A 14046-nucleotide genomic window follows, 5' to 3' on the forward strand; every position below is an offset into this window, starting at 1 on the left:
AGATGCCAGTGCGGCGCGGCGCGGTCAATGACACTTTCACGCAGAGGCGAAAATGCCGCGTGGATCAGAGCCAGCGGTGGCAGTGTTTGTGGATGGCCGGAATGATGACGAAGACCATCGAGCCAACGATCATCGGCACCATGACGAGGTTGCGTTGCCAGATGTGCCATTCGGAGGTGAAGGGGGTGAGCGCGTAGATCACAGCGGTGACCAGAGGATAAACGCCCATAAAGACGAAGAAGCTGAAACGTAGGCGGTTGGGTTTTCTGGGGGGTGTTTGGGGCAGGGTGGCGGAGGATGCAGACATGTGGTAGCTCCAAAGAGAACGGTGCGTTTCGTTTGTCTTATATGAACGATCCGTTTTGATATGTAAAGGATCAGCTTGTGACAAATCCTGTGGCAAATCGCACAGCCCCCTCTGCGGAGGCGATGGGTGGAGAGGGGAAAACGTCTCGGCCTCAACGGCGCTCCATCGGCGCGCGCCGTAATCCGGCGACGGAAGAGGCGATTCTGGACGCGGCCGAGGCGCTTTTGGTCGAGAAGGGGGTGAAAGGGCTGACCATGGAGGCGGTGGCCAAACGCGCCCGCGCGGGCAAGGCGACGCTTTATAAATGGTGGCCGTCGCGGGGCGCCTTGTTGGTGGCGGTCTATGAGCGCGCCAAGGGCACATATCATCACGAGGACAAAGGCACATTGATCGCTTCGATCACCGCGTTCTTCCGTTTCGTTTTTACCCATTGGCAGACCCCGAAAGGCCAGACCTTCGCGCTGATCATCGCGGAGGCGCAGTGCAATGCCGATGTCGCCGAAGCTCTGGAGCACTATCGCCTCGAGAGGCTGGAGGCCTTGAGCGCGGTGGTCGACAGCGCGGTCGCGCGCGGCGAGGTCAAACCCGGTGTGACGGCGAAAGCCCTAGCGGAGACGATTATGGCGGCGGCCTGGATGCGGCTTTTGACCGGGCGGCTCGAGACCGATCCTGCGATCTTGGCGCAGGAGGTGCTGGGGGGGTGCCTGGACGGGCAGGACGTCGAAAAAGGATGATCTGCCTGTCATTGCATCGTTACATTTCCGTTACGTTGCGAATGTAGCCAAAACCCGGAACAGGGCTTTGACTCTTTGATAAACTTTGGTCAGGCTCAGGGTCATCTAGTTTAACAGGGGGCAAGATATGCTCAAAAAAGTTCTCACCACCACCGCTGCAATGGCTCTGATGGCCGGAGCTGCGCATGCCGAATATACGCTGCACATTCTTCATACCAACGATTTGCACAGCCGAATCGAACCGATTACGAAATACGACAACACCTGCCCCGAAGAAGACAACGCGGCGGGCGAATGCTTTGGCGGCTATGCCCGTCTGGCCACGAAAGTTGCCGAGATGCGCGCGGAGCTCGACGGTGAGAACGTGCTTCTGCTCGACGCAGGCGACCAGTACCAGGGCTCGCTGATGTACACGACCTACAAGGGCGATGTCGAAGCCGAGATGATGGAAAAGATCGGCTATGACGTGATGGCGCTGGGCAACCACGAATTCGACGATGGCCCGGACGGCACGCTCAAACTGATCGAAAACGTGTCCTTCCCGGTGATCTCCGGCAACCTCGACGTATCGCAATCCAACATTCTGGCCGATAAGGTGAAAAACCATGTCGTGCTTGAGGTGGGCGGCGAAAAGATCGGCATCATCTCCGCGCTGGCCGTGGACACGCCGGAGACCTCCAGCCCCGGTCCGAATGTGATCTTCCAGGACGAAGCCGATAGCCTTGCCGCCGATGTGGCCGCACTTGAGGCCGAAGGTGTGACCAAGATCATCGCGCTGACCCACGTCGGCGTGAACAAGGATCTGTCGCTGGCGGAAGAGGTCGCGGGCATCGACGTTGTGGTCGGCGGTCACTCCCACACGCTGTTCTCCAACGAGATCGAAGGCGCCATGGCGTACCCCACGATGGTGGGCGAGGTCCCGGTGGTCTCCGCCTATGCCTATTCGAAATACCTCGGTCACCTCGTGCTGACCTTTGATGACGAGGGCACGCTGATCTCCGCGACGGGCGAGCCGATCCTGCTCGACGCCTCCGTGGCCGAAGACGAAAGCATCAAATCCCGCGTCGCCGAACTGGCCGGGCCGATCAACGAACTGAAAGCCACGGTCGTGGCCGAAGCCTCCGCCGACATCGACGGCTCGCGCGAAACCTGCCGCGCTGTGGAATGCCCGATGGGCAACCTCGTGGCCGACGCCATGCTGGAGCGCGTGAAAGACCAAGGTGTCGAGATCGCGATCCAGAACGGCGGTGGCCTGCGGGCTTCCATTCAGGGCGGTCAGGTGACCATGGGCGATGTGCTCACGGTGCTGCCGTTCCAGAACACGCTCTCCACCTTCGAAGTGACCGGCGAAACCATTGTCGCGGCGCTTGAAAACGGCGTCTCCGAGATGGCCGATGGCGCGGGCCGTTTCCCGCAGGTGGCGGGCATGTCCTACACCGTTGACCCCTCCGCCGAGGTGGGTGCCCGCATTTCCGACGTGATGGTCGGCGGCGCGCCGATCGAGATGGATAAGGTCTATGGCGTGGCGTCCAACAACTACGTCCGCAATGGCGGTGACGGGTACAAAATGTTCACGAGCGCTGAGAATGCCTATGACTTCGGCCCCGATGTGGCCGATGTTCTGGCCGATTACCTGATCGAAAACGCGCCCTACACGCCCTACACGGACGGCCGCATCACCGTGAAGTAAATCGCGGTTCGACCTAGACAAACCAAGAAGCCCTCGCGATCATGCGGGGGCTTTTTTGTTGGAGGACGGATCATGCACGGGCGCTGCACATGTGGTGAGGTGGAATTCGAGGTCACGGCCTCGCCAATGATCGTGCATTGCTGTCACTGCAGCTGGTGTCAGCGCGAGACGGGATCGGCTTTTGCGCTCAATGCCTATCTTGAGACCTCTGAAATCAAGGTGACGAAAGGCGCGCCGGACATGGTTTTGACGCCCTCGAATTCGGGCCATGGCCAGAGCATCGCGCGCTGTCCGACCTGCAAAGTCGCGCTCTGGTCGCATTACGCGGGCTCAGGCGAGGTGTTTGCCTTTGTCCGTTGCGGCACGCTGGAAGAGCGCGCCGAGATCGTGCCGGATGTGCATATCTTCACCTCCACGAAATTGCCCTGGGTCGTGTTGCCCGACGGCGCGCAGGTGTTTGAAGGCTTCTATAAGCCGAAAGAGGTTTGGTCTGAGGCCAGCCTTGCGCGGTTCAAGGCCGCGAAAGGGGCTTAGATGGATCACCCGCTCATCGATTTGATCAATCAGAAAATCGCAGAGGCCGAGCGCGACGGCGCTTTCGACAATCTGCCGGGTGCGGGCAAGCCTTTGCCTGAGGAAGACGACCCGGAGAACGCGCTTCTCAATCGGGTGATCAAGGAAAACGGCGGCGTGCCGGAGTTTGTTATCCTGTCGCGGGAGTTGGAGAAGCTGCGTGAGGAACTGCGCGAGACCGGGGACCGGACGCGGCGCACCGAGATCATGAAAGAGATGTCGATGATGGATGCCAAGATTGATCTGGCGCGCAAGGCGCATCGCTGAGGGGGGGGGCTGTTGCGCCAGTCTTGTTCTGAGCTTGTCATCGGAACACCAGGCGTCAGTTTTCGCGCCTCACCGATACGATCCGCTCTGGCCCCCGCCATCTGAGCGGGTAAAATACGCTTATGTGCGGACGTTTTGCCCTGACCTTGCCCAATGATGCCATGGCGCAGCTTTTCGAAGCGGCGCCTGCGAATGACCTGCCGCCGATCCCGAATTACAACATCTGCCCGACCACACAGATCCACGTCATCTATCGCGAGACCGATCAGCGCCGCCTCGTGCCGATGCGTTGGGGCTTTATCCCGCGCTGGTATAAAATGCCTTCCGACGGGCCGCTTTTGATCAACGCGCGTGCCGAAACCCTCGCCGAGAAACCCGCCTTTCGCGAGGCCTGCCGCACGCGGCGCTGCCTCATTCCGGCGGATGGGTTTTATGAATGGTTTCGCCCCGAAGGTGGGGAGAAACTGCCGTGGTACATCCAGCCCTCGGGGGAGGGCCCGATGGTCTTTGCGGGCGTCTGGCAGGAGTGGGAGCAGAACGGCACGCGCCTTGCGTCCTGCGCCATGGTCACGACCGAGGCCACAGGCCGCATGGCCGAGATTCACCACCGCATCCCGGTCATTTTGCGAGCCGACGATTGGGGCAAGTGGCTGGGCGAAGAGGGGCATGGCGCGGCGCGTTTGATGCAGCCCGCAGCAGATGACAGACTTACATTTCACCGCGTCGATAAGGCCGTGAATTCCAACCGGGCCACGGGGCCTGAGCTGATCGAGGAGATCGACGAATGAAGACATCGCTTTTGGAAGGGCCGTCTGCGGCGCTGGCACATTTGGGTGTTGAAATGACCGGTTGGGACAGGGATGTGGCGCGGTTTGAGGCGACGATTTGCCCCGAGCACCTGAACCGCTCCGGCTTGCCGCATGGAGGGGTCTACGCCACGATGCTCGACACGGCGATGGGCTATGCTGGCGCCTATACCGGCGACCCGGAAGACCGGCGCATGACGCTCACCCTGTCGCTGAGCATCAACTACCTGTCGCGCCCGAAAGGCACGCGGCTGATCGCGGTCGGACGCCGTATGGGCGGCGGGGCGAAGACGTTTTTCACCGAAGGGACGATTGTCGATGAGACCGGAGAATTGATCGCCACAGCACAGGCGACGTTTCGGGTGCGATCAGGTGTGTAATTCGAATTCAATATATTGAATTTGTATTCGCGTTATGCTACATCTGTCGCAAATCTGACATCCATTCACGGAGACCCCCATGTCCATTGACCGCGCTATGTTCCGCTTTGCCGGCATCATGGTTTTGGTCAGCGTCGCGCTGACCCAATTTGTTCACCTCGGCTTTGTCTGGCTGACCGTGTTCATCGGCGCCAACCTTCTGCAATCTTCCTTCACCGGCTGGTGCCCGGCGGCGATGGTCTTTGCTAAGCTGGGCATCCCTGCTGGCTGCGCCTTTGAGAAGTGATCTCAGAGGATAAGACGTTCGAGCGGGGTCCTTTGGGACCCCGTTTTTTTGAGTATTTGTGCCAAAGAAAAGCGTAAGTCGACGGGCACAGATTTGAGAGGGAGGGGGATTTTGGAGCGGGCGGCGGGAATCGAACCCGCGTCATTAGCTTGGAAGGCTAAGGTCTTACCACTACACAACGCCCGCCGCGTAGAACCCTGTGTTTAGGGCATGGATTTTGGAGCGTCAAGTGGTCAAGGTGGCGTCAAATGGCTGACTGGGGCGGGCGGGCGCGATCACGATTTCTGTGTGGGGCTTGACTTCGGTCAAATTCCTGATTGAAAAGCTCGGGTAAAGCCGTCCCGACGGACCTCGCTTTGGAAACTGCCATGACTCTCAGGAAGCTCACGATGAAATCTCTTGCCCTGCGGATCTTCTGTGCTTTGCTGGCCGCTCCGGCGATGGCCGAAGACCTTGCGACGCTCGAAAAGCTGGGGGAGGCGCTGTTTTTCGACGAAAACCTGTCGCAGAACCGGACGCAATCCTGTTCGACCTGTCACAATCCCGACTACGGCTTTGCCGATCCGCGGGGCATGGCGTCGCCGGGCGATGACGGGGTTTCCATAGGGGACCGCAATGCGCCGACCGCGAGCTACGCGCATTTCGCGCCCATGTTCGAAAAGCTCGACGAGGGCGTCTATCGCGGTGGGCAATTCCATGACGGGCGCGCTGCGACTTTGGCGGATCAGGCGGGCGGGCCGCCGTTGAACCCGATCGAGATGGGCATGCCGGATGCCGCCTCCGTGGTGGCACGGCTGGAGGAAAACCCGGCCTATGTCGTGGCCTTCAAGGACCTCTTTGGCGACGAGATTTTCGCCGACCAAGACGAGGCCTATGCCGCGATAACCAAGGCGATTGCCGCCTTTGAAGGCACCGATCTGTTCTCGCCGTTTGACAGCAAATACGACCGTTACCTACGGGGAGAGGCGGAGTTGACACGCGAGGAGGCGCTGGGCGAGACGCTGTTTTTCTCGCAGCAATTCACCAATTGCAACCTCTGCCACGAGCTCAAGCCGCGTGCGGGGATGGAGGGCGAGACCTTCACCAATTACGAATATCACAACATCGGCGTGCCGGAGAATGGCGCGCTGCGTGACATGAACGGCGTCGGGCGCGGGCATCCCGATCTGGGGCTGGCGCAGAACGCGTTGGTCGAGGATGCGGCGGGTTTGGCAGGCAAGATCAAGGTGCCGACGCTTCGGAACGTCGCCGTCACCGGGCCCTATATGCACAACGGCGTGTTTCAGGATCTGCGCACGGTCGTGCTGTTCTACAACACCTACAACACGAAATCCGAGGCGCGGATGATCAACCCGGAAACCGGCGAACGCTTTGGGGCGCCGGAGGTGGCAGAGAACCTTTCGATGGAAGAGCTGACCACGGGGCCGGCGCTTGAGGATCGCGAGATTGACGCCTTGGTGGCCTTTATGAAGACCCTGACAGATGCGCGTTACGAGCATCTGCTCGACGAGTGATCACAGCGCGAGGGCTTTCGGCACATCCTTGAGCCTTGCGCCATTGCCAAGATCGAGCGCGCCTTGCCAGATACCTTTGGCGCGCAGCAAAGGCAGGGCGCGGGGTGTCGTTTGCGTGCCATCGGCCAAGGTGAGCACCGCATCCCATTGCGCCTCGGACAGATCGCGCCAACAGACGTTGAGATGCACTTCGGAGTGCTGAAACAGGTGCCGAAGCGCGCGGGCCGGGAGCGTGGCTGCGAGCTCAAGCGAGGGCAGTTCTTGTGGCAATTCCAGCACCTCGCCCTTGTCCAATGCCTCCAAAGCCAGCGCCTGATAGCGGGCCTCATAGCTGACGCGGACAATGATATGTGCGCGGCTCAAGCCGGAAATCGCGGAGGGCGCGTAGAGGTCGTCATCCGACAATTCCATGAGTTTGCGCGCGAAATAGGCGGTGCCTCGGCGCGCCAAAAGCAAATCTTCAGCGGGCGCGTTGGGGGCGTCGAAACGCGCCCCCTTGCCCAAGCGTTCCTTTAGCGCCTCGCGGGCGGCGATGTCTGTCTCGGTGAGCGACATCACTGCCCCTCGACCATCTGACGCATGAAGCCAAGGCGTTCCATGATCGGCGCATCCGAGAAGCGGAACAGGTCGAACTGCGTCTCGGCCTGCAAAGACCACGGCACCCAAGACGGCACGACGAACATGTCGCCTTTCTCCAGCTTATGCTCGACGCCATTCATCACGACAGCCCCTTTGCCTTCAAAGACTTGGAACACGGTCGAGCCAACCTCATTGCGCGTGGCCGTCTCCGTGCCCGCGCGCAGCCGGTGGAATTCGCAGCGGATCGTCGGCATCACATCGCCGCCGGTGGTCGGATTGACGTAGCGGATCGCGGCGTGGCCCTGCTCAACCGTGGCGGGCTGGCCCTCGTCTTCGAGCAAAAGCTGCTCGGTCAGTGCCCGGTCGGTGAACTCCCAACGATAGGCGCCGATGGGCGAGGAGACGGTGTTTTGCAACTGCGACAGCGGACGCAGACCCGGGTGACACCAGAGGCGTTCGCCACGGGAGACATCCGGGGTCGCGTTGTCGGTCACACGGTCAGAGCCGAACTCAAAAAAGCCCACATCCATCTGTTGGCTGAACGGAATGTCGAGCCCGTCGATCCAGGCCATCGGCTCGGTCGCGACATTGTGGTGACCGTGGAAACACCAGCCCGGCGTCAAAAGCAAATCGCCCCGCGACATGCGCACCGGGTCGCCATTGACCACGGTCCAGACGCCTTCGCCCTCAACCACAAACCGAAAGGCGTTTTGCGAATGGCGGTGTTCCGGCGCGTTCTCGCCCGGGCAGAGATACTGGATAGCGGCCCACATGGTCGGGCTGACGTAGGCGTTGCCACCGAGGCCCGGATTGGCAAGGCCAATCGCACGGCGTTCGCCGCCCCGGCCCACGGGCACGAGTTCCCCGGATTTTTCCGCCAGCGGCAAAAGATCGGCCCACCGCCAGACATGCGGCACAGCTTTGGATTTGGGCGTCATCGGCATCAGATCGCCAAGCTGGGTCCAGAGCGGGATCAGGCTTTCATGCTCAAAGCTCTTGTAAAGCGCGCGCAGTTCCGGAGTGTCCTCCGGCTGCATCCCGTGTTCTATGGTGTCGTGGTTGCGATCTTCGGTCAGCATGGTGAAATTCCTCCGGGTTGGTCACGCGCTAGGCTGCGTGCGTATGGGCGAGGCCTCAGGCGGCGTCGGGTTGGTTGGGCGGGGCCGCTTTGGTGAAAGCCGGGAGCGTGTCGAGTTCGGCATAGATGCGCGAAATCACCGGCCAATTTTCAAGCGGCACGCCAAAGCGTTTGTTGTTCCAGACCTGCGCATAAAGACAGCAATCGGCCATGGTCGGCGTATCGCCATGGCAATAGGTACCGGTGTCTTTCGAGGTCGAAAGCTCAGCTTCCAGCGCATCAAAGGTGAGGGTGACCCAATGGGTGAACCACGCTTTCTGGGCTTCCTCATCTGCCCCGAACTGATCGCGGATGCGGAACAAAACGCGCAGGTTGTTGAGCGGGTGAATCTCGCAGGCGATCATATAGGACAGCGCACGCACGCGGGCGCGACCGGCGGCATCCTCGGGCAAAAGCGCAGGTTCCGGGTGGGTTTCCTCGAGCCATTCCATGATGGCGAGAGATTGCGTCAGAAAGCTGCCGTCTTCGGTCTCAAGCGTCGGCACGAGACCTTGCGGGTTCTTGGCCAGATACTCCGGCGTCCGGGTTTCTCCGTCACGCAGCACATAGGCGATATAGTCATACTCCAGCCCCTTGAGGTTCAACGCGGCACGCAGCCGCGTTGAGGTGGAGGAGCGGAAGAAGTTGTGCAACTTCAACGGCATGTCTTAGCCCTCGCGTTTGCCAATCGGGGTCTCGATCTTGCCCAGGCCCTCGATCTCGACGACACAAACATCGCCCTCAACCATGGCACCGACGCCTGCGGGCGTGCCGGTCATGATCAGATCGCCGGGGGCGAGCGCGATGGAATGCGACAGGATCGAGATGATCTCCGGCACCGACCAGATCAGCTCGGCCAGATCAGCGTCCTGTTTGACCTCGCCATTCACCGTGAGCTTGATCGCGCCGCTGGAAAGATGGCCGACTTTTTCCACCTGGAACACCGGGCCAATGACGGCAGAGCGGTCGAACGCCTTGCCCCAATCCCACGGACGGCCTTGCTCGCGGGCCTTGAGTTGCAGGTCGCGCCGCGTCAGGTCGTTGCCGACGGCATAGCCCCAGACGTGCGAAAGGCTGTCCTCTTCGGCGATGTTCTTGCCGCCTTTGCCGATGGCCACAACCAGTTCCGCCTCGTAGTGGAAGTTTTCGGTCTCTGGCGGGTAGGCCACGACCTCACCGCTCTCGACAACGGCATCTGCCGGTTTGGTAAAGAAGAACGGCGGTTCACGATCTGGGTCGCGGCCCATCTCACGGGCATGGGCGGCGTAGTTGCGACCGACGCAGAAGATGCGGCGGACCGGCAGGCGATCATCGGTGCCGTCTACGGCGACGGTGGCCTGCGGGGCGGGGGGGAAGACATAGGACATATCGGTTCCTTTTGCGTTTCTTAGGGGAGGTTATTCGGCGGCGGTTTTCAGCGCGGCGTTCACGGTGGTGTCGTCAAGGCCGGTCGAGCCATAGAGCCATGAGAGCTGGTCGTACCATTCATCCGGCGACATGCCCGACATCACATGGTTGCGCACGGCGGCTTTCGCGTCGTCCGGGTGGTAGATGTATTCGCCGATGAGACGCGAATTCATCTGAACGCGGGCGGTGCGGACCTTGCGCATTTCCTGATAAATCTGGAGCGCGCGTTCGACGTTCTCGCCGTAATGCTCGATGCAATGCGACAGCGCGACCGCGTCTTCCATCGCCATACAGGCGCCTTGGGCAAAATATTGTAGCATCGGGTGGGCGGCATCGCCGAGCAAAGCCACGCGGTCCTCGACCCAGTTGGAAATCGGATCGCGGTCGCAGAGCACCCAGAGCTTCCAATCGGAGCCATTCTCAATCACCTGACGGGCCTTCGGGTGGATGTGCTCAAAGCCTTGCGCGACCTCTTCTTTGCTGACCGGACGGCCTGCGATGGCCTCTTGCACGTCGCGGTGATAGGTCACGACGAGGTTGAAGACTTTCCAGCCCTTGAGCGGGTAGTGCACGATGTGACATTTCGGACCGGCCCAAAGCGTGGCCGCGTTCCAGCGCAGGTCTTCGGGCATTTGTTCGGTCGGGATGACGGAGCGATAGGTGGTGTGGCCGGAAATGCGCGGCTCGCCGTCGCCGATCATTTGACCGCGGATCGCAGAGCGCAGACCTTCGGCGCCGATCAGGAAGGAGCCTTTGATCGGATCGCGGTCTTTGACTTTGAGTGTCACGGAGGTGCCGTCTTGGTCATAGCCCTCCACGATGTGGGAGGTGCGAATGTCCACCAGCGGGCTGTCTTCGCAGTATTTCAGCAAAACGCCATGCAGGTCGGCGCGGTGCACCACGGCGTAGGGGTTTTTGAAGCGCTCACGGAAGGGCTCGTCCAGCGGGATAGAGGTGATGTCCTCGGCGGTTTGCGCATCCATAAGACGCAGCTTGTCGATATAGACCGCCTTCTCGCGCGCCTCGTCGCCGACGCCGAGATAGTCGAAACAGTGGAATGCGTTCGGGCCGATCTGGATGCCGGCGCCGATTTCGCCCAAGGCGGGGGCTTGTTCGACAACGATGGACCGGTGTCCTTTGCGGGCCAGACCACAGGCGGCAGCAAGGCCACCGATGCCGCCACCGGCAATGAGAATGGGAAGATCAGACATGGGTGTGTCTCCTTATTGTCAGCCGCCGATGAGGCGCGGAATGGTGAGGGTGAGGGCCGGGATCATCAGGATCAGAGCCACACGGATGACCTCGGAGCCAAGGAAGGGCATGACACCGCGGAAGACGGTGGACATGGGCGTGTCCTTGGCGAGCGAGGAGATGATGAAGACGTTGAGACCGACGGGCGGGGTGATCAGCCCGAGCTCGACCACAATGAGGGCGAGGATGCCGAACCAGATTTTGAGGCTTTCGGTGTCCATGCCGTAGGCGGCGGTCTCTGCGGTGACATATTCGCCGCCGTTGAGCGCGATGAGCGTCGGCCAGAAGAAGGGCACCACGACGAGGATCATCGCGAGGCTTTCCATGAAGCAGCCGAGGATCACGAAGGCGATGAGCATGATCACAAGCACCAGCATTGGATCCATGCCGGAGTTTGCCGCCCATTCCGACAGAGCTTGCGGCAGGCCGGAGCGGGTGAAGAAGCCCTTGAGCACTTCGGCCCCGAAAAGGATCAGGTAGATCATGCCGGAGGTGATTGCGGTGGCTTGAAGCGCGCGGCGCAGGCCTTTGAGGTTCAACCCTTCGCCGGTCAGAGCGCGGAGCGCAAAGCCATAGGCGCCGATCAGGAAGACACCGATGGAGGCGGCGGGCGTTGGCGTGAAGAGGCCAAAACCCAGACCCAGAATGATCGCGCCAAAAATGAGGATCACCGGGAAGAGGCGCTTGAGCGCAAGGTTGCGTTCCGCGCGCGGCATCGGGCGCGGTTCGGGCGCCAGAGACGGGTTGACGCGGACCAGAATGGCGATCACGCCGATAAAGGACAGCACCGCCAGAAGGCCGGGGATCACGGCGGCCTGGAACATCTTGAGGATCGACCCCTCGACGATGATCGCATAGATCACCAGCGCCACCGAGGGCGGGATCAGGATGCCGAGCGTGCCACCTGCGGCCAGTGCGCCCGCGGAGAGACGGTCCTTGTAGCCAAGCTCTTTGAGTTCCGGCAGGGCCACTTTGCCCATGGTCGCAGCGGTCGCCAAGGAGGACCCACAGACCGCGCCAAAGCCGCCACAGGCCGCGATCGCCGCCATGGCGACACCGCCGCGCAACCGGGACAAGAGGGCCTCGAGACCTTTGAACAGGTCCGAGGACAGCCGCGCTTCGGCGGCGATGTAGCCCATCAGCACGAACAAAGGCACGACGGAGAGATCGTAGCTCGCGACGTTCTCCCAGAGGAGCGATTTGAACTGACGGATATAGGGCACAAAGCGCACATAGGGCAGTGCCAGCGAGAGCGCATAGGTGCCGCCGATGCCAACAATAATCATCGCGATGCCGACGGGCATGCGCAGGACCAGAAGGACGAAAAGAACGACGAGGCCCAGAACCCCGATGGTGATGGGATCAAGCATAGCGCGCGTCTCCGAAAATCTGGCTCACGGAGACCACGGCCCAAAGGACCATGGAGGCGATGCCGGGAAGGTAGAAGGGCCAGATCGGCCAGCCCAGGACACCGGCTTCGGCGGCGTCAGAGCGGGATTCGAGCATGCCATGGACCATCCAATAGGCCAGAAACAGCGCGACTGCGGCAGTGAGCGTCAGCCACATGTGGTCCAAAAGCCGTTTCACGGGCATTGGCGCATTGGCGACGAACAAATCCACGGCGACATGGCCGCGCGAGGCCTGCGTGTAGGGGAAAAACATGAGTGCCGCGCCGGAAATGGCGAGCTGGACGAAATCTTCGTAGCCCGGAAGGCCGGAGACGTCCTGGCCAAACAGGCCCATGAACCGATCAAGAATAAAGGCGCCAGTGTTGGTGGTGGTGACCATCACGATGACAAAGAGGATCGCGCCTCCAAGCATAGCGAATACGTCTGCCAGACGCGTCACATGAGCGTGCATAGCATGCCTCCCGGTTGGGTGCGTTTCGTTAGGGGAGAGCGGCGGGCGGTTCCGCCGCTCTATGTTTTCGGGTTGTTTTATTCGCCGTGTGCCGCCGCGACAGCCGCACGGGCCTGATCCACGATCACGGCGCCGTCGATGCCCTTCTCAGTGACCTCGGCGACCCAGCGGGCCACGACTTCTTCGCTCACCGCGTTGAATTTCGCGGCTTCTTCGTCGGAGAAAGTGTGTCGGCTGATGCCCGCGCCATCAAGCGCGCTTACACCAGCCTCCTCAAAGCCTTCCCACATCGCGCCGATCTCGGCTGCGACGTTCTCGCGGGAATTGGCGTCGATCACGGCTTTCAGATCGTCCGGCAGGTCCTCGTAGACGTCCTTGTTCATCGCCACCATGAAGACGGCGGTGCCGAAACGGTCGCCATTCGGCAGCTCGGCGGTGTATTTGTCGAGTTCCTGCAATTTGAGCGCCGGGACGATCTCATAGGTGGTCATCGCGCCGTCGATCACGCCTTTCGCCATGGCCTCGGGCACGGCAGGGACGGGAAGGCTCACGGGCTCCGCGCCCATGGCTTCGATCAGCCAAGCGCCGGTGCGTGACGGCGTGCGCAGCTTCATGCCCGCGACGTCTTCAAATGTGGTGACTTCCTTGTTGCCGGAATGGATCAGGTTGCCGTCATTGGCGTGCAGGAACAGCACATGGATGTCTTTGAAATCCTCACCCAGCATCTCCATCGAAGCATTGAGCGCGATGGTCGTGTCGGTGGCGGAGCCTTTGTGCACGGTCGGCAATTCAAAGACCTCGGTGCGCGGGAAGACGCCCGGGTTGTAGCCCAGCAGCGTCCAGACGATGTCCGCTGTGCCGTCACGCACCTGATTATAAAGCTCGCCCGGTTTGCCGCCCATCGACATGGCCGGGTAAATCTGGATGTCGATGCGCCCGTCGCTGTCGTCCATGACCTTCTGTGCCCAGGGCTCCAACATCACTTTATGGGCGTTGGCCACCGGCGGCAGGAAGTGGTGCATGATCAGGGTGACGTCCTGCGCGAATGCGGATGTGGCGGTCGCGATGCTGGCGGCGGCGATGGTGCCGAGCAGCTTGGCGCGGGTGAATTTGGCCCGAATGGACATGTGAGCTCCTCCGAATTTTGTCGCAATTTTCGCGGCGCACTCCCGTTGCGCCCTGAATAGTGTGTATACTTACTATTGATCTGAGTCAATTCGGTAAGCATACTTATTATTGACCTGCATCATGCGGATAAGGCATGAAGAAGTCCGA

At 61.0% G+C, this 14046-nt stretch carries 17 protein-coding genes and 1 tRNA gene; 8 read left to right on the forward strand and 10 right to left on the reverse strand.

Annotated features, from left to right (window positions below):
* Positions 1-64 precede the first annotated feature (64 nt).
* Positions 65-307 carry a hypothetical protein gene (locus LC094_RS00940; RefSeq protein WP_226549258.1) on the reverse strand — a complete coding sequence of 81 codons (243 nt, stop codon included), beginning with the start codon at positions 305-307 and terminating at the stop codon, positions 65-67.
* 77 nt (positions 308-384) lie between these two features.
* Between LC094_RS00940 and LC094_RS00945 the strand changes: the two genes are divergently transcribed.
* The 7 genes from LC094_RS00945 (at position 385) to LC094_RS00975 (ending at position 5043) form a co-directional block, all read left to right on the forward strand.
* Positions 385-1041: a TetR/AcrR family transcriptional regulator gene (locus LC094_RS00945; RefSeq protein ID WP_226549260.1), complete on the forward strand. Its 657-nt coding sequence runs from the start codon at positions 385-387 to the stop codon at positions 1039-1041.
* A gap of 127 nt (positions 1042-1168) precedes the next feature.
* Positions 1169-2731 (forward strand): bifunctional metallophosphatase/5'-nucleotidase, encoded by a 1563-nt coding sequence (locus LC094_RS00950; RefSeq protein ID WP_226549262.1) that lies wholly within the window; start codon positions 1169-1171, stop codon positions 2729-2731.
* Positions 2732-2803: 72 nt separating this feature from the next.
* Positions 2804-3265 carry a GFA family protein gene (locus LC094_RS00955; RefSeq protein ID WP_226549263.1) on the forward strand — a complete coding sequence of 154 codons (462 nt, stop codon included), beginning with the start codon at positions 2804-2806 and terminating at the stop codon, positions 3263-3265.
* Positions 3266-3571 carry a DnaJ family domain-containing protein gene (locus LC094_RS00960; protein WP_226549266.1) on the forward strand — a complete coding sequence of 102 codons (306 nt, stop codon included), beginning with the start codon at positions 3266-3268 and terminating at the stop codon, positions 3569-3571.
* Positions 3572-3693: 122 nt separating this feature from the next.
* Positions 3694-4359, forward strand: a complete 666-nt coding sequence (locus LC094_RS00965) for an SOS response-associated peptidase (protein ID WP_226549269.1) — start codon at positions 3694-3696, stop codon at positions 4357-4359.
* A complete protein-coding gene (locus LC094_RS00970; RefSeq protein WP_226549272.1) occupies positions 4356-4757 on the forward strand; it encodes a PaaI family thioesterase in 402 nt (133 codons plus the stop codon). Before LC094_RS00965 ends, LC094_RS00970 begins: the two co-directional genes overlap by 4 nt.
* A 79-nt stretch (positions 4758-4836) precedes the next feature.
* Positions 4837-5043 carry a YgaP family membrane protein gene (locus LC094_RS00975; protein ID WP_226549275.1) on the forward strand — a complete coding sequence of 69 codons (207 nt, stop codon included), beginning with the start codon at positions 4837-4839 and terminating at the stop codon, positions 5041-5043.
* A gap of 112 nt (positions 5044-5155) precedes the next feature.
* Here the strand turns inward: LC094_RS00975 and LC094_RS00980 are convergent.
* Positions 5156-5229 (reverse strand) — tRNA-Gly (locus tag LC094_RS00980).
* 203 nt (positions 5230-5432) lie between these two features.
* Between LC094_RS00980 and LC094_RS00985 the strand changes: the two genes are divergently transcribed.
* Positions 5433-6557, forward strand: a complete 1125-nt coding sequence (locus LC094_RS00985; protein ID WP_404814955.1) for a cytochrome-c peroxidase — start codon at positions 5433-5435, stop codon at positions 6555-6557.
* On the opposite strand, the gene LC094_RS00990 is transcribed toward LC094_RS00985, so the two are convergent.
* The 8 genes from LC094_RS00990 to LC094_RS01025 form a co-directional block, all read right to left on the reverse strand.
* Positions 6558-7112 (reverse strand): maleylpyruvate isomerase N-terminal domain-containing protein, encoded by a 555-nt coding sequence (locus LC094_RS00990; RefSeq protein WP_226549277.1) that lies wholly within the window; start codon positions 7110-7112, stop codon positions 6558-6560.
* A complete protein-coding gene (locus LC094_RS00995; protein ID WP_226549280.1) occupies positions 7112-8215 on the reverse strand; it encodes a cupin domain-containing protein in 1104 nt (367 codons plus the stop codon). Before LC094_RS00995 ends, LC094_RS00990 begins: the two co-directional genes overlap by 1 nt.
* A gap of 55 nt (positions 8216-8270) precedes the next feature.
* Entirely contained in the window at positions 8271-8918 is a 648-nt protein-coding gene (gene maiA, locus LC094_RS01000) for a maleylacetoacetate isomerase (RefSeq protein WP_226549283.1), read from the reverse strand.
* 3 nt (positions 8919-8921) lie between these two features.
* Positions 8922-9620 (reverse strand): fumarylacetoacetate hydrolase family protein, encoded by a 699-nt coding sequence (locus LC094_RS01005; protein WP_226549286.1) that lies wholly within the window; start codon positions 9618-9620, stop codon positions 8922-8924.
* Between the two features lie 30 nt (positions 9621-9650).
* Positions 9651-10871 (reverse strand): 3-hydroxybenzoate 6-monooxygenase, encoded by a 1221-nt coding sequence (locus LC094_RS01010; RefSeq protein ID WP_226549289.1) that lies wholly within the window; start codon positions 10869-10871, stop codon positions 9651-9653.
* A gap of 18 nt (positions 10872-10889) precedes the next feature.
* Positions 10890-12281, reverse strand: a complete 1392-nt coding sequence (locus tag LC094_RS01015) for a TRAP transporter large permease (protein ID WP_226549292.1) — start codon at positions 12279-12281, stop codon at positions 10890-10892.
* Positions 12274-12771 (reverse strand): TRAP transporter small permease, encoded by a 498-nt coding sequence (locus tag LC094_RS01020; RefSeq protein ID WP_226549294.1) that lies wholly within the window; start codon positions 12769-12771, stop codon positions 12274-12276. The genes LC094_RS01015 and LC094_RS01020 overlap by 8 nt, the downstream gene beginning before the upstream one ends.
* 77 nt (positions 12772-12848) lie before the next feature.
* Complete coding sequence (locus tag LC094_RS01025) at positions 12849-13898, reverse strand: TRAP transporter substrate-binding protein (RefSeq protein WP_226549297.1); 1050 nt, start codon at positions 13896-13898, stop codon at positions 12849-12851.
* Positions 13899-14046 lie beyond the last annotated feature (148 nt).

It is taken from the genome of Celeribacter naphthalenivorans (assembly GCF_020524585.1).
Taxonomy (GTDB): domain Bacteria; phylum Pseudomonadota; class Alphaproteobacteria; order Rhodobacterales; family Rhodobacteraceae; genus Celeribacter; species Celeribacter naphthalenivorans.